At 74.8% G+C, this 20,770-nt stretch carries 19 protein-coding genes; 13 read left to right on the forward strand and 6 right to left on the reverse strand.

Annotation, left to right across the window (positions count from 1 at the left end; genetic code table 11):
- Positions 1–427 precede the first annotated feature (427 nt).
- Genes dxs through HDA34_RS00515 form a run of 4 tightly spaced genes read left to right on the forward strand, consistent with a single transcriptional unit; the run spans position 428 to position 4,265 of the window.
- Positions 428–2,443, forward strand: a complete 2,016-nt coding sequence (gene dxs, locus HDA34_RS00500; RefSeq protein WP_049147652.1) for a 1-deoxy-D-xylulose-5-phosphate synthase — start codon at positions 428–430, stop codon at positions 2,441–2,443.
- Complete coding sequence (locus tag HDA34_RS00505) at positions 2,440–2,958, forward strand: hypothetical protein (protein ID WP_095694651.1); 519 nt, start codon at positions 2,440–2,442, stop codon at positions 2,956–2,958. Before dxs ends, HDA34_RS00505 begins: the two co-directional genes overlap by 4 nt.
- A 3-nt stretch (positions 2,959–2,961) precedes the next feature.
- A complete protein-coding gene (locus tag HDA34_RS00510) occupies positions 2,962–3,936 on the forward strand; it encodes an aldo/keto reductase (protein ID WP_036317666.1) in 975 nt (324 codons plus the stop codon).
- The gene (locus tag HDA34_RS00515; RefSeq protein ID WP_020627854.1) at positions 3,936–4,265 is read left to right on the forward strand and encodes a PLD nuclease N-terminal domain-containing protein; all 330 of its coding nucleotides are present in this window, start codon (positions 3,936–3,938) and stop codon (positions 4,263–4,265) included. The genes HDA34_RS00510 and HDA34_RS00515 overlap by 1 nt, the downstream gene beginning before the upstream one ends.
- Before the next feature lie 7 nt (positions 4,266–4,272).
- Here the strand turns inward: HDA34_RS00515 and HDA34_RS00520 are convergent, their stop codons facing one another.
- Complete coding sequence (locus HDA34_RS00520) at positions 4,273–4,785, reverse strand: Rieske (2Fe-2S) protein (RefSeq protein WP_020627853.1); 513 nt, start codon at positions 4,783–4,785, stop codon at positions 4,273–4,275.
- Between the two features lie 94 nt (positions 4,786–4,879).
- Here HDA34_RS00520 and HDA34_RS00525 point away from each other — a divergent pair, with 94 nt between their 5' ends.
- Positions 4,880–5,536 (forward strand): hypothetical protein, encoded by a 657-nt coding sequence (locus HDA34_RS00525; protein WP_134377122.1) that lies wholly within the window; start codon positions 4,880–4,882, stop codon positions 5,534–5,536.
- 41 nt (positions 5,537–5,577) lie between these two features.
- Here the strand turns inward: HDA34_RS00525 and HDA34_RS00530 are convergent, their stop codons facing one another.
- From HDA34_RS00530 to msrB, 4 genes are all read right to left on the reverse strand, one after another.
- Complete coding sequence (locus tag HDA34_RS00530; protein ID WP_049147647.1) at positions 5,578–7,749, reverse strand: 3-hydroxyacyl-CoA dehydrogenase NAD-binding domain-containing protein; 2,172 nt, start codon at positions 7,747–7,749, stop codon at positions 5,578–5,580.
- A gap of 76 nt (positions 7,750–7,825) precedes the next feature.
- Positions 7,826–9,076 (reverse strand): ribonuclease D, encoded by a 1,251-nt coding sequence (locus tag HDA34_RS00535; protein WP_020627850.1) that lies wholly within the window; start codon positions 9,074–9,076, stop codon positions 7,826–7,828.
- Positions 9,077–9,147: 71 nt separating this feature from the next.
- Positions 9,148–9,762: a DUF3000 domain-containing protein gene (locus HDA34_RS00540; protein WP_020627849.1), complete on the reverse strand. Its 615-nt coding sequence runs from the start codon at positions 9,760–9,762 to the stop codon at positions 9,148–9,150.
- 75 nt (positions 9,763–9,837) lie between these two features.
- Positions 9,838–10,353 carry a peptide-methionine (R)-S-oxide reductase MsrB gene (gene msrB, locus HDA34_RS00545; RefSeq protein WP_020627848.1) on the reverse strand — a complete coding sequence of 172 codons (516 nt, stop codon included), beginning with the start codon at positions 10,351–10,353 and terminating at the stop codon, positions 9,838–9,840.
- 87 nt (positions 10,354–10,440) lie between these two features.
- On the opposite strand from msrB, the gene HDA34_RS00550 reads away from it, so the two are divergent.
- Positions 10,441–11,841 carry an alpha/beta hydrolase family protein gene (locus tag HDA34_RS00550; RefSeq protein WP_020627847.1) on the forward strand — a complete coding sequence of 467 codons (1,401 nt, stop codon included), beginning with the start codon at positions 10,441–10,443 and terminating at the stop codon, positions 11,839–11,841.
- A gap of 6 nt (positions 11,842–11,847) precedes the next feature.
- On the opposite strand, the gene HDA34_RS00555 is transcribed toward HDA34_RS00550, so the two are convergent.
- A complete protein-coding gene (locus HDA34_RS00555; RefSeq protein WP_049147643.1) occupies positions 11,848–13,941 on the reverse strand; it encodes a M3 family metallopeptidase in 2,094 nt (697 codons plus the stop codon).
- 99 nt (positions 13,942–14,040) lie between these two features.
- Between HDA34_RS00555 and HDA34_RS00560 the strand changes: the two genes are divergently transcribed.
- From HDA34_RS00560 to secF, 7 genes are all read left to right on the forward strand, one after another.
- Complete coding sequence (locus HDA34_RS00560; RefSeq protein ID WP_049147641.1) at positions 14,041–14,802, forward strand: YebC/PmpR family DNA-binding transcriptional regulator; 762 nt, start codon at positions 14,041–14,043, stop codon at positions 14,800–14,802.
- A gap of 47 nt (positions 14,803–14,849) precedes the next feature.
- Positions 14,850–15,485 carry a crossover junction endodeoxyribonuclease RuvC gene (ruvC, locus tag HDA34_RS00565; RefSeq protein WP_036317938.1) on the forward strand — a complete coding sequence of 212 codons (636 nt, stop codon included), beginning with the start codon at positions 14,850–14,852 and terminating at the stop codon, positions 15,483–15,485.
- A gap of 80 nt (positions 15,486–15,565) precedes the next feature.
- Positions 15,566–16,210, forward strand: a complete 645-nt coding sequence (gene ruvA, locus HDA34_RS00570; RefSeq protein WP_049147639.1) for a Holliday junction branch migration protein RuvA — start codon at positions 15,566–15,568, stop codon at positions 16,208–16,210.
- Positions 16,207–17,229 carry a Holliday junction branch migration DNA helicase RuvB gene (ruvB, locus tag HDA34_RS00575; protein WP_095353336.1) on the forward strand — a complete coding sequence of 341 codons (1,023 nt, stop codon included), beginning with the start codon at positions 16,207–16,209 and terminating at the stop codon, positions 17,227–17,229. Before ruvA ends, ruvB begins: the two co-directional genes overlap by 4 nt.
- Before the next feature lie 60 nt (positions 17,230–17,289).
- Complete coding sequence (gene yajC, locus HDA34_RS00580) at positions 17,290–17,727, forward strand: preprotein translocase subunit YajC (RefSeq protein WP_049147635.1); 438 nt, start codon at positions 17,290–17,292, stop codon at positions 17,725–17,727.
- 70 nt (positions 17,728–17,797) lie between these two features.
- On the forward strand, positions 17,798–19,624 hold the full coding sequence (secD, locus tag HDA34_RS00585; RefSeq protein ID WP_134377123.1) for a protein translocase subunit SecD: 1,827 nt from the start codon (positions 17,798–17,800) through the stop codon (positions 19,622–19,624).
- Positions 19,621–20,661, forward strand: coding sequence for a protein translocase subunit SecF (gene secF / locus HDA34_RS00590; RefSeq protein ID WP_036317952.1), 1,041 nt, complete (start codon positions 19,621–19,623; stop codon positions 20,659–20,661). Before secD ends, secF begins: the two co-directional genes overlap by 4 nt.
- Positions 20,662–20,770 lie beyond the last annotated feature (109 nt).

Here is a 20,770-nt window from a genome sequence, read left to right on the forward strand (position 1 = left end):
GTGGAATCGCCCGGCCAAGATCCAATCGACCCGGGGTGGCAGCGCTGAGGCTGCGATGGAGAACATCGGCTCGGCGGCTCTGGTCGCAGATGGAATCGAGGCCCGAACGGACGGGCTCACCTCGCTCGCCGTCGTGACGGGATCAGCTGCGTCGTCTCGTGAACATCACCGTGGTGAGAAGACGATCCCAGTACCGCCGATCACCCAAGAGAAATTGGTCTTGTCCGGTTGCATCGTCGGGCGTCCCATCGAGACAGGGATCCTGAGAGCCGACGGAAGCTGTGCGACTATCGCCAGGCAGAGCGAAGCATGTCTCAGTACGTGCTCCGTCAGATCGCCGCGAAGGCCTGATCCACGGGGCCCGCCCGCGCGGGCCGCCGCCCGCGTCCCGCCCGGGTGCGGAGCCGCGGAGTAGGCTGGTCGCACCATGGAACATCTGCCCCCCACGAGCCCCGGCGCCCCGCTGCTGCCGCAGATCGCCCGCCCGGCGGACCTGTCGGCCCTCACGGAGGACCAGTTGACCGCGCTGGCGGCGGAGATCCGCGCCTACCTGATCGCCCACGTCTCCAAGACGGGCGGCCACCTCGGACCGAACCTGGGCGTCGTCGAGCTGACGCTGGCCGTGCACCGCGTGTTCGAGTCGCCCAAGGACGCGGTCATCTTCGACACGGGCCACCAGTCGTACGTGCACAAGCTGCTCACCGGACGCCAGGACTTCACGACGCTCCGCCAGGAGGGGGGTCTGTCCGGCTACGGCGACCGCACCGAGTCCGAGCACGACGTGGTGGAGTCCTCGCACGCCTCCAGCTCGCTCTCCTGGGCGGACGGCATCGCGCGGGCCTGGGCGCAGACCGGGCAGGGGGACCGCACCGTGGTGGCCGTGATCGGCGACGGTGCGCTCACGGGGGGCATGGCCTGGGAGGCCGTCAACAACATCGCCGCCGGCCGGGACCGGCGCGTGGTGATCGTCGTCAACGACAACGGCCGCTCGTACGCGCCCACCGTGGGCGGTGTCGCCGAGCACCTGGGCGGACTGCGCCGCGGGGTGCTGGACAAGGTGCGCACCCACCACCGCTATGAGCAGACCCTCGACTACCTCAAGCGCCGCCTCCAGGAGGCTGGCCTCGCGGGTGAGCTGGTGTACCGGCCGCTGCACGCGGCGAAGAAGGGCCTCAAGGACCTCTGGGCGCCGCAGGGCCTGTTCGAGGACCTGGGCATGAAGTACATCGGCCCGGTGGACGGTCACGACCTCACCGCCATGGAGGAGGCCCTGGAGGACGCGCGGGCGTACGGCGGGCCCGTGATCGTCCACGCGATGACCGAGAAGGGGCACGGCTATCCGCCGGCGGTCGCGCACGAGGCGGACCAGTTCCACGCGATCGGCGTGATCGACCCCTCCACGGGCGAGCCCATCACCTCGTCGACGGCCCAGTCCTGGACCTCCGTGTTCGGCGAGGAGATGGTCGCGATCGCGAATGAGCGGCCGGACGTCGTGGCCATCACCGCCGCCATGCAGAACCCCGTGGGCCTGGCCCCGATGGCGCTGGCCCATCCGGACCGGGTGTTCGACGTCGGCATCGCCGAGCAGCACGCGGTCACCTCGGCCGCCGGCATGGCCTTCGGCGGTCTGCACCCCGTGGTGGCCGTCTACGCGACCTTCCTCAACCGCGCCTACGACCAGGTGCTCATGGACGTGGGCCTGCACCGTGCGGGCGTGACGTTCGTGCTGGACCGCGCGGGCGTCACCGGGCCGGACGGCCCGAGCCACCACGGCATGTGGGACCTGGCCCTGCTGCAGTCGGTCCCGGGGCTGCGGATCGCCGCGCCCCGCGACGCGGACACGCTCCGGGAGGAGCTGCGCGAGGCCGTCGCCGTCGAGGACGCGCCCACCGTGGTGCGGTTCGCGAAGGGCTCGGTCGGCGAGCCGGTGCGCGCCCTGGAGCGGCTGTCGGACGGCACGGACGTGCTCGCCCGGCGCGGCGAGGCCGGCGGACGCGACGGCGCCGAGCGGGACGTGCTGATCGTGGCGGTGGGCGCGATGGCCGAGCTCGGCCTCGACGTCGCCGAACGGCTCGAGCGGCACGGCATCAGCGCCACGGTGATCGACCCGCGGTGGGTCCTGCCCGTGGCCCGGTCCGTGATCGACACGGCCGCCCGCCACCGGATCGTCGTGTGCCTCGAGGACGGGGTGCGGGCCGGCGGCGTCGGCTCGCGGATCCGGCAGGAGATGCGCGCGGCCGGCGTGGACACCGCCCTGAACGAGGTCGGCCTGCCGGTCGAGTTCCTCGCCCACGGCAGCCGCGAGCAGGTGCTGGCCCGCGTGGGCCTCACCGCGCAGCGCATCACCCAGGACACCGTCGCCCAGGTCCTCGGCGCCAAGGTCCCGTACGCCCGGCCCGTCCCCGAGGACGCGGCCGCCCCCCACCACCAGGAGCAGGCATGAGCATCGTCCGGCTGTACCGTGAGACCGTCGGCGACGACGGCACCCGGCTCTTCGAGTACCGCGAGGCATGGGCCGACGCGGAGGCCGGGGAGTTCGTGGTCCACCACGGCCGGGTCGGCCAGCCCGGCACCGTCGGGGAGCAGCCCCTGGCCGACCAGGCCGAGGGTGATCAGCTGCTGGCCGCGTTCGTGGCGCAGGGCGCGGAGGAGGGCTTCGCCGAGGCGGACCCCGCGACCTTCGCCGTGCTGCCGGTGGCCTACCGGCTCCGCGGCCGGGAGGCCACGGTGATCGAGCGGCGCACCGTGGAACGGCTGCGCGTCGAGGTGACCCACCAGCTGGCCTGGCGCGGTCTTGGCGAGGTCGAGGACGTCGTCGAGGAGGCCGGTGCCCTCGTGCTGCGCGTCCGGACCCCCCACGCCCGCAAGGCCGCCGCCGAGATCCCGGCGGCCGCCAAGCGCGCCGACGGCGTGCAGCCGAACAAGGTGGACGTCCGCACCGCAGAGCAGGAGGGCTGACCCGTGCGCCACACCCGTCTCGGCCGCTCCGGGCTGACCGTCTCCGTCGTCGGCCTGGGCTGCAACAACCTCGGCCGCCCCGGCACCGCCACGCTGGAGCAGGCCGGCACCGACGCCGTCGTCCACGCCGCGCTCGACGCCGGCATCACCTTCTTCGACGTCGCCGACGTCTACGGCGCCGAGCCCGGCCTGTCCGAGGAGCGGCTCGGCCGCGCCCTGGGCGCCCGCCGCGACGAGGTGGTGATCGGCACCAAGTTCGGCATGGACATGGGCGGTGTCGCCGGCGACGACGGCGGCGCGCGGGGCTCCCGCCGGTACATCGTGCGCGCCGTCGAGGACTCCCTGCGCCGCCTCGGCACCGACTGGATCGACCTCTACCAGTTCCACACCCCGGACCCGGCCACGCCCATCGAGGAGACCCTCCGCGCGCTCGACGACCTCGTGCGCGCCGGCAAGGTCCGCTACGTGGGCCACTCGAACCGGGCCGGGTGGCAGATCGCCCAGGCCGAGTACGTGGCCCGCGAGCTGGGCGTGGAGCGCTTCGTGTCCGCGCAGAACCACTACAACCTGCTGGACCGCCGGGCCGAGCTCGAGGTGGTCCCGGCGGCGGCCGAGTTCGGGCTCGGCGTCCTGCCGTACTTCCCGCTGGCCAACGGGCTGCTCACGGGCAAGTACTCGCAGGGCGACGCCCCCGAGGGCTCGCGCCTGTCCCACGTGCGCCAGCACATGGTGGCCGACGCCGACCTGGAGCAGCTGGCCGCGTTCGGCCGGTTCGCCCGGGAGCGGGGGATCACCGAGGTCCAGGCCGCGATCGGGTGGCTGGCGGCGCAGGGACCGGTGTCCTCCGTGATCGCCGGCGCCACCCGTGCCGCGCAGGTCGTGGAGAACGCGGCGGCGGCCGACTGGCTCGCCACCGCGGAGGACCTGGCCGAGCTGGACGCCCTGTTCCCGGGCCCGGAGAAGGTCGCGCTCTTCTGATGGCCGGCGCGCTGACCGGCGCGGCCGCCGCGACCCCGCTCGTGCCGACGCCGGGGGAGGCCGCCCTGGGCTGGACCGTGTCCGTCGTGGCCGGTGCGCTGTGGGTGGCCGGCTTCGTCTCGCTGGGCCGCAGCCCCCTGGACGCCCGGGCGCGCCTGCCGTGGGTCGGCCTCATGCTGCTGCTGCCGGTGCTGGGGGCGCTCATCTGGTTCTGGTGGCGGCACCGCTACTACCCGGCGCGGCGGCGCGAGCAGCCGGCGTGGGACCCCAACGACCGCTCCGCCGTCGTGGTGCCCCCGCGCCGGCGCTACGGCGCGCCGGAGGAATGAGCCGGGCTCAGAGCTTGACGACGATGCGGTCGTCGACGACGGCCGCGTCGTAGTCCATGAGGGCCTTGCGGGCCGGGCCGCCGAACGGCTTCCCCGAGGTGACGTCGAAGTGCGAGCCGTGGCAGGGGCAGGCGTAGGCCGGGCCCTCCTGCCGGTCCACGACCTGGAGCAGGCAGCCCTGATGCGTGCACACGTTGGTGAAGGCGGTCACCGTGGTCTCGTCCACGCGATGCATCATCAGCGTCCGACCCTGCACCTGCACCTCCCGGGAGGCGCCCACGGGCAGCTCGGCGGCGGGCAGCGCGTCGACGGCGTCGGAGCCGGTGTAGTGGTCCTGCGCGGTGTCCTTCTCACGCAGCCGGTCCGTGCAGCCGGCCAGCGCGAGTGTGCCGGCACCCGCGGCGGCGACGGCGGCGCCGCGGCCCAGGACGGTGCGGCGGGAGGTGTCCGGGCGGGCGTGGTCGTCGCAGCAGCCGGACCGGGAGGAGTTCGGGGTGAGGGGGGAGTCCTGCGTGGTCATCGACCCATTATCGCCCGTGGCGAGGGCGGATGCGACCGGGCCCGACGGGTGCGAGGATCGGGGGGACGGACCCCCGAGCCCCAGGAGCACCGCCGTGACCCACCCCGCCCCGCGCCCCACCGGCGCCGCCCGTTTCGACCTCACTCCCTTCGAGCGGTGGGAGGCCGTGACCCTCGACGACGTGCACGTCGGCTTCCTGCACCGGGTGCTGGAAGACGGCGTGCTGACCACCCGCATGGGCTTCGCCCCCACGCCCGCCCAGCGCGCCGCCCGCGGTGGACTGCCCGAGCGCTACCTCGCCCAGACGCAGGTCGGCTTCACGCCCGACGGGGACGGCTGGGCATGGACGACCCACGAGGACTCCGCCGGAGCCCAGCGGGTGCGCATCGACCGTGAGCGGGCCGGCATCGACGCCGCGGTGCTGCCCTCGTACGCGGAGTACCTCCTCCTCGCGCGGGTGGCCGCCGAGGGCCCGCTCGCCGTGGACCGGCTCGAGGAGGCCTCGCCCCTGCAGGGCGGGCTGCGCGTGCCCCGCGCCGAGCTGCGCCCGGCGGACGCGGGCGGGTCGGACGTGCGGGTGGCCGTCGTCGCGGACGGCGTGGAGCTGGGGGCGCACCTCGTGCGCGAGGGCGCCGTGGTCGCCTCCGAATGGGGCGGGGGCACCGCCTCGACCCCCGTGGCCGACCAGGCCGCGGCGACCGCCGGGCTCGACGCGCACGTGGTGACGTTCGCCGGGCTGCCGATCGCCTGAGCCGTGGGCCGGGCCGTCGCGGACGGCCCGGCCGGGGCCGGTCAGGCCTGCGCGGCCGGGTGGAAGCGCCGCCCGTTCACCCGCTCGGCGGCCCCGCAGTCGTCCAGGTACGGCGTGATGCCGCCCAGGTGCAGGGGCCAGTTGGCGCCGAGGATCATGCACAGGTCCACGTCCTCGGGGGCCGCGACGACGCGCTCGTCCAGGAGCAGGCCGATCTCCTCGGCCAGCGCGTCCTCGACCCGGCGCAGCAGCTCCTCGGAGGTCTGCGGGGTCGAGCCCTGCTCCAGCAGGGCCGCGGTCGCCTCCGGGATCTGCTCGCCGGTCGCGCCGGCGGCCTCCTCGTCGCGCCGGTCGGGGCGGACGTCCTTGGCCCAGATCGCGGTCTTGCCGGCGTCGATCAGGCGCTGCAGGTTCGCCGAGACCGGGAAGCGCTCCGCGCCGAAGGACGCGGAGAGGGACTCGGACACGTGCTGGGCCACGGGGATGCCGACCATGGCCAGGAGGGTGAACGGCGTCATCGGCAGGGCCAGCGGGTCCAGCGCGTGGTCGGCCTCGTGCGCGTCGGTGCCCTCGTCGAAGGAGTTCTGCACCTCGCCCATCATGCGCAGCAGGACGCGGTTGACCACGAACGCGGTGGCGTCGTGGACGAGCACGCCGGTCTTGCGGAGCCGGCGGGTCAGTTCGAACGCGGTGGCCACGACCTCGTCCGTCGTCGCCTCGGTCCGCACGATCTCCACGAGCGGCATGACCGCCACCGGGTTGAAGAAGTGGAAGCCCACGAGGCGCTCGGGATGCTCGAGGACCTCGGCCATGGCGGCCACGGACAGGCTCGAGGTGTTGGTCATCAGGATGGCGTCCTCACGCACGATGCCCTCGAGCTCGCGGAAGACGGTGCGCTTGACCTCGAGCTCCTCGAAGACGGCCTCGATGACGATGTCGGCGTCCGCGTACACCGCCTTGTCCGTGTCCGCGGTGATCAACCCGGCCAGGGCCTCGCCGTCCTCGGCGGAGAGCCGTCCACGGGAGACCATCTTCTCGACCTGCGCGCGCACGCCCGCCAGGCCGCGCTCGACACGCTCGGCGTCGATGTCCGTCATCACGACGGGCACCCGCAGGTGCCGGGCGAAGACGAGGGCGAGCTGGCCGGCCATCAGGCCCGCACCGACGATGCCGACCTTGCGGACCTCGCGGGCGAGCTCGCGGCCCGGGTCGCCGGCGGGGCGCTTGGCGCGGCCCTGGACGAGGCCGAGGAACGCGTACACGGTGCGCCGGAACTCGGGGGAGTGCAGCAGCGTCCCGAGGGCGTCCGCCTCGGCCTGGGCGGACTCGGCGCGGGTGCGCGTGCGGGCGCCGGTGAACAGGTCCTCCAGGTGACGGCGCGCCGGCAGGTGGCGTCCGGGGCGAGCGGCCTGCAGCCGCTCCAGCGCCGCCAGGGCGCGGTCCCAGGCGGCGTCGGACACGTCGCGGTCGCGGTGGGCGGCCAGTTCGGCCGCCACGGACTCGTCCCCGGCGACCAGGGCGGCGGCGAGCTCGAGGCCCGCGTCGAGGAGGTCCCCCTCCACGATCCGGTCCATCAGGCCGAGCCCGTGCGCCGCGCGGGCGTCGAGCATGCGGTTGTCGTCGAGGGGGTTCTTCAGCACGACGTCGACGGCGGCCTCCGGGCCGATCAGATGGGGCACGCGCCACACGCCGGACCAGCCGGGGATCAGGCCGAGCCGGACCTCGGGCAGGCCGAAGCCCTTCGCATCGGCGGCCACCACGCGGTGTCCGGCGGCCAGGGCCAGCTCGAGGCCGCCGCCGAGGGCGAGGCCGTTCACGAGCGCGACCGTGGGGATCTCGAGGGCCGCGAGCCGGTCGTAGACGGCGTGGCCGAGCAGGGCCAGGTCGCGGCCGACGTCGTCGGTGAGGCCCGCGATCAGGGACAGGTCCGCCCCGGCCGCGAAGGTCCCCTCCACACCGGTCACGGCCAGGGCCTGGATCTCGCCCGCGGCGGCCCGGGCGGCCTGCTCGTCGAGCACCCGGCCGAGGCCGAGGAGCGTGGCCGGGCCCAGGGTCGCGGGCCGGCGGGGTCCCTGCCCGTTGTCCAGCGTGAGCAGCGCGAGCGTGCCCGCACCCTCGGGCAGGGCGTGGTCGGTCACGGTGACGGTGGTGACGACCTCATCCGGGGCCAGGGCGGGCAGGTGGTCGAAGGAAGCAAGAGAAACGGATGTCATGCGGGTCACACTACCGGCGAGTAGCCTCCGCGTCGACGCGACGCGACGGACCGATCCGGCCGGCCGCGTCGGGGGCTCAGGCGCCGGCGGGATCGGGGTCGAGGAGCGCGACCGTGACGATCGCGCCGACGTTCTCCACCTGCCACGGGCGCGCGCCCCGCTCCGTCAGGAACGCGTCGACGGTCTCGGGGGTGATCGGGGCGGGCGGGGTCCAGCAGATCCGCCGAAGGGTGTCCGGGGTGAGGAGGTTCTCGGTGGGCATCCCCAGCTGCTCGGCCCGTCGGGCGACGCGGGCCTTGGCCGTGCGCAGGCGGCGGTCCGCCACCGGGTCCCGGTCCTTCCAGGCCCGGGGTGGGGGCGGGCCGTCCCCGGTGCGGATCTGCGCCGCGGGGGCGTCGCCCCGCTCGGCGTCCTCGACGCCGGCCCGGATCGCGGCGATCCAGCGCGGGGCCTCGCGGCTCGCGGCGCGGCCGTGGAAGCCGGAGGTCTGGCGCAGGGCGGGGACGGTGCGCGGCTGGGCGGCCGCGGCGGCGACGATCGACCGGTCCGGGATGAGCCGGCCGGGGGCGACGTCGCGGTGGCGGGCGAGGTCCTCGCGGGCCTCCCACAGGCGCTTGAGGACCGCGCGCTGCACGGGGCGGCGCAGCGTCTGGGAGCCCGAGGTGCCGCGCCAGGGGTCCTTCTTCGGCGTGGGCGGCGGGGCCGTGCGCACGTGCTCGAACTCCTGCTCGGCCCACGCGAGCTTGCCGTCGGCCTCGAGGCGCGCGATCAGGGCCTCGCGCAGCGGGACGAGCAGCTCGACGTCGAGCGCCGCGTAGGTGAGCATCGCCTCGGGCAGCGGACGCACCGACCAGTCGGCGGCCGAATGCTCCTTGGCGAGGGTGACCCCCAGCAGCTCCTCCAGGACCGCGGCCAGGCCGACGCGCGGCAGGCCGGACACCCGGGCCGCGAGCTCGGTGTCGAACAGCCGATCGGGGCGCAGCCCCTGCTCGGCCAGGCAGGGCAGGTCCTGGCTGGCCGCGTGCAGGATCCACTCGACGCCCGCGAGGGCCTCCTGCAGCGGGGCCAGCCCGTCGAGGGCTTCGGGATCGACGAGCCAGATGCCGGCGCCCTCGCGCTTGAGCTGGACGAGCATGGCCCGCTGGCCATACCGGATCCCGGAGGCGCGCTCCGCGTCGACGGCGACGGGCCCGGTCCCCGCGGCGAGCGCCGCGGCGCAGGCCTCCAGGCCCGCGCGGGTGTCGGTGAGCCGGGGGACTCCACCGGCCGGTGTGGCGATCAGCCGCGGGGGCGCGTCCGGGGCGGCCGTCTCGGGGGCGTCGGTCATGCTGCTCCTGTTCGGGGAGGTCGGGGCGGGGACGGGCCGGGGCCCGGTGTGTCGGAGGCGCGGGCGCGCGGTCAGGGGCCGGCCGTGTGGACGTCCGCGGCGTGCTCGGGCGGCAGACCGGCGAACGCGCAGATCATGTCCGACCACGCCTCGAGATGCGAGCCGAGGTCCCGCGGGGCCGGGGTCCACGAGGCGCGCAGCTCGATGTCGGTGGTGTCCGGGGCCGCACTGAGCGTCCCGAAGCCCTCCGCGATGCTGCGCGTCGCGGTGCCGCCGGCGTGGGAGTGCTCGGCGTGGCGGCGCTCGAGCGCCTCCACGAGCCACGTCCACGCGACGGCGCCGGCCAGCTGGTCCAGTGCGACGTCCGGTTCCAGGCTCGCACGGATCCATGTCACCGCCCGGAAGCCTCCCGGCCACCGGGCGTCCGGGGCCGGGTCGTGCAGGAGGACGAACCGCCCCGTGGCCAGCACGCCGCCGGTCGCGCCCGGCCCGTCGCACACGTCGGCGGCGAGGGCGACGGCGAAGGGCGCCTGCCCCTCGGGTGCCGGGATCTCCCGCAGCCGCACCTCGGTCCGTGGCCGCGCATCGCGCAGGTCCGCCAGGGCACGCCGGAACACCCCCGGCGGCACGGGCGCCTCGACCGCCCCGGGGGCGGCGGAGAGGCGACGGGGCCCGATCACGCTCATGCCCGTCAGCCTAGGCTGCGGGGCCCAGCGGGCCGCGGGGGCGCGCCGTGGACGCCACGGCGCTCCCGCACCGGATCAGCGCGCCCCGTCCGGGGCCGCCGCGTCGTCGGCGGGGGCCAGGCGCAGCGAGATCGAGTTGATGCAGTAGCGCAGGTCCGTGGGGGTGTCATAGCCCTCGCCCGCGAAGACGTGACCCATGTGGGAGCCGCACGCCGCGCACCGCACCTCGATCCGCTCCATGCCCAGGGTGGTGTCCTTCAGGTACTCCACCCGGTCCTCCGCGAGCGGTGCGAAGAACGAGGGCCAGCCGCAGTGCGCGTCGAACTTCTCGTCCGAGCGGAACAGCTCGGATCCGCACGCCCGGCACGCGTACACGCCCTTCACGTGCGAGTCCCAGTACTCGCCCGTGAAGGGCCGTTCCGTGCCGGCCCGGCGCAGCACCTGGAACTCCTCGGGCGTGAGCCGTCGGGCCCACTCCTCGTCCGTCAGGCGGGCGCCGCCCGGGGCGGCCAGGGTCTGCTCGGGAGCGGGGACGTCCCGCGCGGGGTCGGGGGTGGGGCCGTCATGGGGGGTGTGGGGAGTCTCGGTCATGCCCGGTGCAACGGTCCGGAGCGCCGTCGTGTTCCCGACCGGCGTCGCATTGGCGGGCGCGCCCGCCCGTGGAGGACAATGGCGCGCATGGCCGCACGACCCCGCCGTCCCCGTCCCCACCCCGCCGACCTGCCGCCCGCCCTGGCCGCCGCCGTCACCGTGGCAGCCCGGCGGGCCGGGGGTCGCGACTCCCGCGTCCGCCGAGCGGGCCGCCTGGTCCGCCGCGGAGTCACCGGATCGGTGCGCGGCGGCGTGGCCGTGGCCTCCCCGGTGGCCCGCTGGGCCCCGCCCGTGCTCAGCGTCGCCGCGGCCTCCGCCTTCGTGCTGGCCGGGGCGAGCTCGGCGCTCGCAGGCGTGTTCGCCCGCACCGTGGTGACCCCCGTGCGCCGCCACGCCGAGTCCACGCCGATCCTCGCCGTCGTCGACACGCCCGCCGGGCAGGACGTGATCCTGCAGGCCGACGAGTACACCACCGTGCCCGGCCAGTACTCCCTCACGTTCGACGACGGCGCCGGATGCGCCCGCATCGGGGAGATCACCTCCTTCGACCCCCGGGACGGCACGGTGCAGCGCGCGGTCGAGGAGGTCTTCTCCGGCGATCTGACGACGGCGACCCGGGGCCGGTTCACCGGCTTCGTCTACCCGACCCCCGCCGACGCCGGGCTCGACGCCGAGGACGTGCAGGTGCCGGTGCCCGGCGGCCACGCCCGCGCATGGCGCATCGAGCCGGACCCCAGCGAGGACGGCGAACCCCGTCCCGCGGAGGGGCTGTGGGCGGTGATGGTCCACGGCCGCGGCGCGCGCCGCAACGAGGGCATCCGCGCCGTGCCGACCGCCCGCCGCCTGGGCATGACGTCGCTGCTGATCTCCTACCGCAACGACGGCGACGCCCCGGACGCCGCCGACGCCCGCTACGGGCTCGGCACCACCGAATGGGAGGACGTCGAGGCGGCCATCCGCTACGCCCTCGACCACGGCGCCCGGGACGTCGTCCTCTTCGGCTGGTCCATGGGCGGGGCCGTGGTGCTGCAGACCGTGGACCGCTCCCCGCTGGCCCCGCACGTGCGCGGCGTGGTCCTGACGGGCCCCGTCATCGACTGGGTGGACGTGCTGCGCCACCAGGCCCGGCTCAACCGGATCCCCGAAGCCGTGGGCCTGCTCGGCCAGTGGCTGCTGGCCAACCGGGCCGGCCGGTTCATCACGGGCCTGGCCGCCCCCGTGGACCTCAAGGCCCTGGACTGGGTGACCCGCGCCGACCACGTGCGTGTGCCCACGCTGATCCTGCACTCCGAGGACGACGAGTACGTGCCCGTCGGCCCCTCGCAGGACCTGGCCGAGCGCAACCCGGACCTCGTGCGGTTCGTCCGCTTCCACCAGGCCCGCCACACCCGCGAGCAGAACGTGGACCCGCGCAAGTGGGACACCACCGTGCGCGGCTGGCTGCGCGCCGTGCTCAGCGCCCCCCGCCCCGGCGGCCGGGGGCGCTGACCGCGCTCAGGCCGCGGCGTCCGCCAGCCCCCGACGGCGCAGCAGCGGCTCGAGCTCGGCGTCCCGGCCACGGAACGCGCGGTAGGACTCCAGCAGGTCACGCGTATCGCCCCGCGAGAGCAGCTCGTCCGCGAACCGGCGGCCGTTCTCCCGCGTCATCCCGCCGTGCTCGCGGAACCACTCCACGGCGTCCGCGTCCAGCACCTCGGCCCACACGTAGGAGTAGTACCCGGCCGCGTAGCCGCCGCCGAAGATGTGCTTGAAGTAGCCGGTGCCGTAGCGCGGAGGCACCAGGTCCGGGTCGATGCCCGCCTCGGTCAGCACCCGGCGCTCGAACGCGGCCGGGTCGGCCGTGGCGGCGTCCACCGTCTCCTCCGTCAGCGAGTGCCAGGCCCAGTCCACGAGCGCCGCGCCCAAATACTCGACCGTGCGGTGCCCCTCGCCCCACAGGTCCGCCGCCTCGAGCCGCTCCAGCGTCCCCGCCGGCAGCGGCTCGCCCGACTCCACGTGCCGCGCGTACGCGGCCAGCAGGGACGGCTCGCGCAGCCACACCTCGTTGACCTGCGACGGGAACTCGACGACGTCGCGCGGCACGTTCGTCCCGGTGAGCGAGGCGTACTCGCCCCGGGCCAGCAGCCCGTGCAGGGCGTGGCCGAACTCGTGGAACAGCGTCGTGGCCTCATCCAGCGTCAGCAGGGCCGGACGCCCCGCCGCCGGGGCCGGCACATTCATCGTGGTGAACACCACCGGGCGCTCGCCCAGGGCGTCCGCCATGTCCCGCACCGTGTGCATCCAGGCACCGCCCGACTTGGTCGGCCGCGCGAACAGGTCCGCGACGAACAGACCCACCCCGGCACCGTCCTCACCCGTCACCTCGAACACCCGGATCCCGGGGCGGTACAGGTGCCGCGCCAGCTCCGGGCGCTCGGCGAACGTGAGCCCGTACAGCGCCGTCGCCGCCGCGAACACGCCCTCGGTCAGCACCCGGTCCAGCTCGAAGTACGGGCGCAGGGCGTCCGCGTCCACCGCGAACTCCTCCCGCGCGTACGCCGCGGACAGCGCCGGCCAGTCCCATGGGGCCACCTCGGCGTCCGTCCGGCCCGCGTGCGCCGCCGCCGTCGCCGCGTCCGCCCGCGCGTTGGCCATCGCCCGCGGCGCCATCGCGGCCAGCAGCTCCTCCACGGCCGCCGTCGACGGCGCCGCCCGGTCCTTCAGCGCCTGCTCGGCCCAGCTCTGCGCCCCCAGCAGCCGCGCCTTGCGCAGCCGCAGCCGCACCATCGCCATCGCCGTCGTCAGCGTCTCGTGCTCCCCGGCCCCGCCCCGGCCCGTCGACGCCTCGAACACCTCGCGCCGCATCCCCTCGTCCTGCAGGGACGCCAGCCACGGCTGCGACGTGAACAGGGACAGCGTCAGCAGCCACGGGCCCGCCGCCGCGTCCCCGTCCCCGTGCCCCGCCTCGGCGGCCGCCCCCGCCGCCGCGGCCAGGTCGTCCTCGCTCAGACCGGCCAGGCGCTCGCGGTCCGTGACGAGCACGGCGCGGGCCGCGGTGTCCGCGACGAGGCGGCGCGTGTAGGCGGCCGAGAGGGACGCCAGCTCCGTGTTGATCCCGCGCAGCTCCTCGCGCGCGGCGTCGTCCAGGTCCGCCCCCGCCAGGGAGAGGCGCAGGCGCAGCGCCTCCAGCAGGCGGGCGTCCTCGCCCGTGAGGCCGCCGTCGTCGATCGCCGCGACGCGCGCCGCCAGCCGCGGGTCCAGCAGGATCGCGTCCTCGTGGGCCGCGAGCTCGGGGGAGAGCTCCTCGGCCAGGGCCTGCCGCGCGTCCGTGCCGTCCGAGCCGACGAGCGTGAAGAACATGGCGGCGGAGCGGCGCAGCAGCTGGCCGGACAGCTCGAGCGCGCGGACGGTGTTCTCGAAGGTCGGCGCCGTGGCCGCCCCGAGGATCTGGTCGACCTCGGCGCGCTGGGCCGCCATCCCCGCGCGCACGGCCTCGGCCAGCTGCGCGTCGGAGACGGCGGAGAAGTCGGGCAGCCCGTAGGGCAGGTCGGAGGGGGTCGCCAGCGGGTGGTCGGCGGGCAGGACGGAGGGCGCGGAGGTGTGGGTCATGGGCGCGAGTGTAGTCAGCCGTGATCCGCGCCACCCCACCGGGCGTCGCTAGACTGGGCGGTCGAGCCAGCAGACGAGATCCAGACCTGAGGAGGCGTGATGGCAGGACATTCCAAATGGGCGACCACCAAGCACAAGAAGGCCGTCATCGACGCGCGGCGCGCCAAGGCGTTCGCGAAGTACATCAAGAACATCGAGGTCGCGGCACGTGCCGGCGGACCCGACGTCGCCGGCAACCCCGCCCTCGACCTGGCCGTGTCCAAGGCCAAGAAGGCCTCGGTGCCCAACGACAACATCGACCGCGCCGTCAAGCGCGGCGCCGGCCTGACCGGCGAGGTCATCGACTACGCCGAGATCATGTACGAGGTCCGCGGCCCCCAGGGCTCGGCGCTGCTGGTCGAGTGCCTGACCGACAACAAGAACCGCGCCGCCGCGGACGTGCGCGCGGCCGTCACCCGCAACGGCGGCACCATGGCGGACTCCGGCTCCGTCTCCTTCCTCTTCGAGCGCAAGGGCCTCGTGCGCCTGCCCACCGAGGGCAACACCGAGGACGGCCTGCTCGAGGCCGTGCTCGAGGGCGGCGCGGACGCCGAGGAGGTCGTCGTCTCCGGCGACTCCTTCGAGATCCTCTCGGACCCCTCCGACCTGCAGTCCGTGGCCAAGGCCCTCGACGAGGCGGGCGTGGAGTACGAGTCCGACGAGCTCGAGTTCGTCCCCACCATGAAGGTGGACCTGGACGCGTCGGGCGCCCGCACCTTCCTCAAGCTGGCCGATGCGCTCGAGGACCTCGACGACGTCCAGAACGTCTTCTCGAACGTGGACATCGCCCCCGAGGTCCTCGCCGAGCTCGACGAGGACTGATCGCGCTGAGCGCGCGCCGGCCCGCCGACGTCGTCCGGATCCTCGGGGTGGACCCGGGGCTCACCCGCTGCGGGATCGCCGTGGTGGACGTGGACGCGCGACGGCGGGCCGCGCTCGTCCACGTCGAGGTCACGGGCACCCCGCCCACCGCCCCCCTGGACCAGCGCCTCCTGCGCATCGACGAGGCCGTCTCCGCGGTCCTCGCCGCGCACCGGCCCGATCGCGCCGCCGTCGAGCGCATGTTCGCGAACACGAACACGCCGACCGTGCTGGGCACGGCCCAGGCCGCGGGCGTGGCGATCGCCGCGGCCGCGCGCGCCGGCGTCCCCGTGGGCCTGCACACCCCCTCCGAGGTCAAGGCCGCCGTCACCGGACACGGCGATGCGGGCAAGGAGCAGGTCACCACGATGGTCACCCGGATCCTCCGCCTCGACGCCCCGCCGCGCCCGGCCGACGCGGCCGACGCCCTCGCCTTGGCCATCGCCCACGGCTGGCGCGGCACCGCCCTCGGCGCGGCCGCCGGCCAGACCGGCCTCGACACCGCAGACCTCGCCTCCCGGGCGGGGCGCTCGCAGTTCGCCGCCAAGGCGCCCGCGCGCGCCCGCCCGCGGGGCCAGCTCACCGCCGCGCAGCGGGCCTGGCTCGACGCCGAGCGCTCGGCGGGCGGCGGGCGTCGCCGGTAGGCCGCTGCCGGGCCGGCGTTCGATGATATGTTCGAATCCGCGCCGACCGGCGTCCGTCCGTCCCGACAGGAGGGCCCCTCATGATCGCCTCGCTCAGCGGCACCGTCGAGCACGTGGCCCTCGACCGGGCGGTCATCGCCGTCGGCGGCCTGGGTGTGCAGTTCTCCGCCACCCCGCAGACGCTGTCCACCCTGCACGAGGGCCGGCCGGGGGCGGTGCAGACCCACCTCGTGGTCAAGGAGGACGCCCTGACCCTCTACGGCTTCGCGGACCGCGACGAGCGCGAGGTGTTCGAGGTGCTCATCACGGCCAACGGCGTGGGTCCCCGCCTCGCCCTGGCGATCCTCTCCGTCCACCACCCCGAGACCGTGCGCCGGGCGGTCACCGAGGAGGACGAGAAGACCCTCACCCGCGTGCCCGGCATCGGGCCGAAGATGGCGCGCAAGATCATCGTCGAGCTCTCCGGCCGCCTCGCGCCCACCGGGGAGCCGGTGCCCGAGGCGGAGGCCGAGGCGAGCGCCGAGCCGACCGTCGAGGCGCTCTGGCACGCCGACGTCGTGCAGGCGATGGCCGGCCTGGGCTGGTCCGAGAAGGAGGCGCTCAAGGCCGTCGAGGCCACCGTGGCGGCCCGCCCGGAGCTGGACGAGGGCCGCGACGTCGCCGCGCTGCTGCGCGCCACCCTGCGCGACGTCGGCATGGCCGGCGCGGTGCGAGGCGGGCGATGAGCGCGGAGTCCTCACCGCTGTCCGCGGCGGCCGTCGACCCGGAGGAGCGCCGGCTCGAGGTCGCGCTGCGCCCCAAGCACCTGGACGAGTTCGTGGGCCAGATGCGCGTGCGCGAGCAGCTGGACCTCATGCTCGCCTCCGCCCGGCTGCGGGACCGCGCCGCGGACCACGTCCTGCTCTCCGGCCCGCCCGGGCTCGGCAAGACCACGCTGGCGATGATCGTGGCCGCGGAGATGAACGCCCCCCTGCGGCTGTCCTCCGGCCCCGCGATCCAGCACGCGGGCGACCTCGCGGCCATCCTGTCCTCGCTCACCGAGGGCGAGGTGCTCTTCCTCGACGAGATCCACCGGATGTCCCGCCCGGCCGAGGAGATGCTCTACATGGCCATGGAGGACTTCCGCGTGGACATCGTGGTGGGCAAGGGCGCCGGCGCCACCTCGATCCCGCTCGAGCTGCCGCCCTTCACGCTCGTGGGCGCCACCACGCGGGCCGGCCTCCTGCCGGGGCCGCTGCGCGACCGCTTCGGCTTCACGGGCCACCTGGACTTCTACACCGAGGAGGAGCTCGAGCGCGTCCTGCGCCGCTCCGCCCTGCTGCTGGACATGCGGCTGGCCACGGAGGGGTACCGGCAGATCGCCCGGCGCTCGCGCGGCACCCCGCGCATCGCCAACCGGCTGCTGCGCCGGGTGCGGGACTGGGCGCTCGTGAAGGGGCTGGCCGAGGTCGGCCCGCACGACGCCGCCGCCGCCCTGGACATGTACGACGTCGACGGGCGGGGCCTGGACCGGCTCGACCGGTCCGTGCTCACCGCCCTGTGCACCACGTTCGGCGGCGGGCCCGTGGGGCTCAGCACGCTGGCCACCGCCGTGGGGGAGGAGGCCGAGACCGTGGAGACCGTGGCCGAGCCCTTCCTCATCCGCGAGGGCATGGTGGCGCGCACCCCCCGTGGCCGCGTCGCGCTGCCGGGGGCCTGGGAGCACCTGGGCCTCGCCGCTCCAGAGGCCACGCCGGGGCCGTGACGCCCAGGGCGGGCCCCTACACTGGACAGGCCCGCCCACCCCGAGCATCAGGAGTCCCCCATGCCCGTCGCCACCGCCGCGACCCTGCCCGTGATCGCCCAGCAGGCCCAGGGAGGCGGTGGCAGCTTGCTCATGCTCTTCGCCTTCGCCCTGCTCGCGGTGATGCTCTTCCTCTCCTTCCGCAAGGGCAAGAAGATGCAGCAGCAGCAGGCGCAGATGCGCAGCACCCTCGCCCCGGGCGTCGAGGTCATGACCGGCGCCGGCATCTTCGGCACCGTCGTGGCCGTGGACGCCGAGGCCCAGCGGGTGACGCTGGAGACCGCCCCGGGCACGCGCATGGACGTGCACCTGCAGGGCATCACCACCGTCGTGGAGCCCGAGACGGCCGCCGCGGCCGCCGCGCCCACCACGGACCCGTCGCGTCGGGATGACGCCCCCGGCACCGAGTACCGCGCCGACGACGCCGACCCGCGTCCGCGCCGCGACGACCTGGCCTGAGGCCCACCCACCCCTGCACACGCGGCCCCGCCTGGCGGGGCCGCTCGGATGTGACGGAAGCACCTGAGCAATGGCGAAGAGAACACCCTCCGGCTCCGCCGGGCGCACCCTGACCTGGCTGGCCGCCCTCCTCGTGGTCCTGGCCGCGATCCTCGGCGGGGGCGTGGCCTCCGGCGCGGCCTCCTGGGCTCCCAAGCTCGCCCTCGACCTCGAGGGCGGCACGCAGATGGTGCTGGCCCCCGAGACCTCGACGGGCGAGTCCGTCACCCCCGAGCAGCTGGACCAGGCCGTGGAGATCATCCGCCAGCGTGTGGACGGCTCCGGCGTGGCCGAGGCGGAGGTCGCCACGCAGGGCTCCCAGAACGTGGTCGTCTCCCTGCCCGGGGTCCCGGACGAGGAGACCCGCCGGCTGATCCAGGCGTCCGCGGACATGCAGTTCCGCCCCGTGCTGCAGTCCGGCCCGGGGGAGGCCACCCCCGAGGACCAGCGCCTGCCCGAAGACCAGCTGCCGAAGCCCGACGGCGAGCCGGCCGACGCCTACGACCCGAACTGGGTCACCCCGGCCCTGCTGGCCGAGTTCCAGGCCACGGACTGCACCGCCCCGCGGGACCCGGCCGCGCCCCCGCCGCCGTCCGACCGGGCGATCGTCGCCTGCCAGCCCTCCGAGGAGCTCGCCGACGGCGCCGTCACGTCGGCCCAGAAGTACATCCTGGGCCCCGTGGTCATCCCGGGCACCCAGATCAAGGGCGCGTCCAACGGCATGGCCCAGGCCCAGAGCGGCGTCTCCACCAACCAGTGGGTCGTCAACATCGAGTTCGACGAGGAGGGCACCAAGGCCTTCACGGAGGTCACCCAGAAGCTCACCCCGTACCCCGAGGGCGACCCGCGCAAGCAGTTCGCGATCCTGCTGGACGGGGACGTGATCTCCGCGCCGCAGTCCAACGTGGTCATCACCAACGGCAGCGCGCAGATCAGCGGCCCCACCCTGAACAAGCAGACGACGGCGCAGTTGGCCGAGCAGCTCAACTACGGCTCCCTGCCGATCTCCTTCTCGATCGAGTCCGAGCAGCAGATCTCCGCCACGCTCGGCCGGGACCAGCTCTTCTGGGGCCTGATCGCCGGCCTGATCGGCCTCGGCCTCGTGGCCGTGTACCAGTTCTTCCAGTATCGGGCCCTGGGCCTGCTGACCTTCGCCTCGATCATCGTGGCGGGCGTGCTGACGTGGCTGACCATCGCGATCCTGGGCTGGACGGACAACTACCGCCTGTCCCTCGCGGGCATCGCCGGGCTCATCGTGGCGATCGGTCTGACGGCGGACTCGTTCATCGTCTACTTCGAACGCATCAAGGACGAGCTGCGCGCGGGCCACACCGTGCCCGTCGCCGTGCACGAGGGCTGGAAGCGCGCCCGGCGGACGATCACCGCGTCCAAGGCCGTGAACCTGCTGGCCGCCGTCGTGCTGTACTTCGTGGCCGTCGGCAACGTGCGCGGCTTCGCGTTCACCCTCGGCCTCACCGCGATCGCCGACCTGATCGTGGTGTTCATGTTCACCCACCCGCTCATGGTGCTGTTGGCCCAGACCCGCTTCGTGGGCGAGGGACACCCGATGTCCGGACTGGACCCGTCGCTGTTGGGCGGGCCGTCCCTGTACCAGGGCGCCGGGCGCTTCCGCGAGCCCACCACTGCCCCCCGCACCGGGCTCCCGGCGGAGGCCTCCGACGAGCCGGCCGACGCCGACGACGCGGCGGCCGCCGACGCCCCGCGCCCGCTCGCCGCGACGGGCGCCCCCCGCGCGGGCTCGTCCGCCCGGGGCGGCCGCCGCTCGCGCACCGCGCCGCCCATGACGATCGCCGAGCGACGCCGCGCCGAGCGCCGCCGCCAGGAGGAGGACCAGTGAACCGCTTCGCCGACTGGGGCAACGCCCTCTACTCGGGCCGCATCTCCTACCCGTTCATCCAGCGCTGGCGGCGGTGGTTCGCCCTCGCCGCCCTGCTGCTCGTCCTCGCCGGCGGCCTGACCGCCCTCCGCGGTGGCTTCAACCTCGGCATCGAGTTCCGGGGCGGCTCCGAGTTCACCGTCTCGCAGACGGCCTCCACCGACGTGGCCGCGGGCGAGCGCGCCGTGACCGACGTGCTGGCCGACGGCCACGCCACCGTCACGAACGTCGCCCCGGGCACCGTGCGCGTCCAGACCGAGCAGCTTGACGACGCCCAGACCCGAGCCGTGGCCGCGAACCTGCAGGAGGCCTACGGCGTCGGCCAGGACCAGGTGACCTCGACCTTCGTGGGGCCGACCTGGGGCGCCGCGGTGTCGCAGCAGGCCCTGATCGGCCTGGTGATCTTCGTGGTGCTCGTGACCCTGTTCATGGCCGTGTACTTCCGCACCTGGAAGATGTCCCTGGCCGCCGTGCTCGGCATGCTCTACGTGGTCGCGCTGACCGCCGGCATCTACGGCGCCACCGGCTTCGAGATCACGCCGTCGGCCATCATCGGCTTCCTCACGATCCTGTCGTACGCGCTCTACGACACCGTGGTGGTCTTCGACAAGATCCGCGAGAACACGATCGGGGCCGAGGAGGACCCGGAGCGCTCCTTCGTCGAGAACGTGAACCTCGCGGTGAACCAGACGCTCGTCCGGTCCATCACGACCTCCGTCGTCGGCATCCTGCCGGTCGGCTCGATCCTGTTCATCGGCGCGGGGCTGCTCGGTGCCGGCACGCTGCGGGACATCGCGCTCGCGCTGTTCGTGGGCATCATCGTGGGCACCCTGTCCACCCTGTTCCTCCAGGCGCCGCTGTACGCCCTGCTGCGCCGCAACGACCCGGACGTGCGCGACCACGACGCCCGGGCCGCGGCCCGCGCCGCCCGGGAGCGTGCCTCAGAGGCGGTCACCGATCCCGACGTCGCCCCCTGGGACGACGGCGCGCGACTCTGACGGAGCCGCTGCGGCTCCGGTGCACCTGCCACCGGGCCCGGCGGTCTTTCTGGGGCGGGGCGGGACGGGCGCGGGTAGACTCGCCGATCATCCCGGCCGGAGCGGTCGG

It is taken from the genome of Micrococcus luteus, assembly GCF_014138885.1.
Classification (GTDB): domain Bacteria; phylum Actinomycetota; class Actinomycetes; order Actinomycetales; family Micrococcaceae; genus Micrococcus; species Micrococcus luteus.

Excerpts from the sequence above, each read along its gene's own strand:
- dxs (WP_049147652.1), top strand. The coding sequence starts at position 428 with ATGGAACATCTGCCCCCCACGAGCCCCGGCGCCCCGCTGCTGCCGCAG.
- secD (WP_134377123.1), top strand. The coding sequence starts at position 17,798 with ATGGCGAAGAGAACACCCTCCGGCTCCGCCGGGCGCACCCTGACCTGG.
- HDA34_RS00520 (WP_020627853.1), bottom strand. The coding sequence starts at position 4,785 with ATGACCACGCAGGACTCCCCCCTCACCCCGAACTCCTCCCGGTCCGGC.
- HDA34_RS00530 (WP_049147647.1), bottom strand. The coding sequence starts at position 7,749 with ATGACATCCGTTTCTCTTGCTTCCTTCGACCACCTGCCCGCCCTGGCC.
- HDA34_RS00535 (WP_020627850.1), bottom strand. The coding sequence starts at position 9,076 with ATGACCGACGCCCCCGAGACGGCCGCCCCGGACGCGCCCCCGCGGCTG.
- HDA34_RS00505 (WP_095694651.1), top strand. The coding sequence starts at position 2,440 with ATGAGCATCGTCCGGCTGTACCGTGAGACCGTCGGCGACGACGGCACC.
- HDA34_RS00540 (WP_020627849.1), bottom strand. The coding sequence starts at position 9,762 with ATGAGCGTGATCGGGCCCCGTCGCCTCTCCGCCGCCCCCGGGGCGGTC.
- yajC (WP_049147635.1), top strand. The coding sequence starts at position 17,290 with ATGCCCGTCGCCACCGCCGCGACCCTGCCCGTGATCGCCCAGCAGGCC.
- HDA34_RS00515 (WP_020627854.1), top strand. The coding sequence starts at position 3,936 with ATGGCCGGCGCGCTGACCGGCGCGGCCGCCGCGACCCCGCTCGTGCCG.
- HDA34_RS00550 (WP_020627847.1), top strand. The coding sequence starts at position 10,441 with ATGGCCGCACGACCCCGCCGTCCCCGTCCCCACCCCGCCGACCTGCCG.
- ruvB (WP_095353336.1), top strand. The coding sequence starts at position 16,207 with ATGAGCGCGGAGTCCTCACCGCTGTCCGCGGCGGCCGTCGACCCGGAG.
- ruvA (WP_049147639.1), top strand. The coding sequence starts at position 15,566 with ATGATCGCCTCGCTCAGCGGCACCGTCGAGCACGTGGCCCTCGACCGG.
- msrB (WP_020627848.1), bottom strand. The coding sequence starts at position 10,353 with ATGACCGAGACTCCCCACACCCCCCATGACGGCCCCACCCCCGACCCC.
- HDA34_RS00555 (WP_049147643.1), bottom strand. The coding sequence starts at position 13,941 with ATGACCCACACCTCCGCGCCCTCCGTCCTGCCCGCCGACCACCCGCTG.
- HDA34_RS00560 (WP_049147641.1), top strand. The coding sequence starts at position 14,041 with ATGGCAGGACATTCCAAATGGGCGACCACCAAGCACAAGAAGGCCGTC.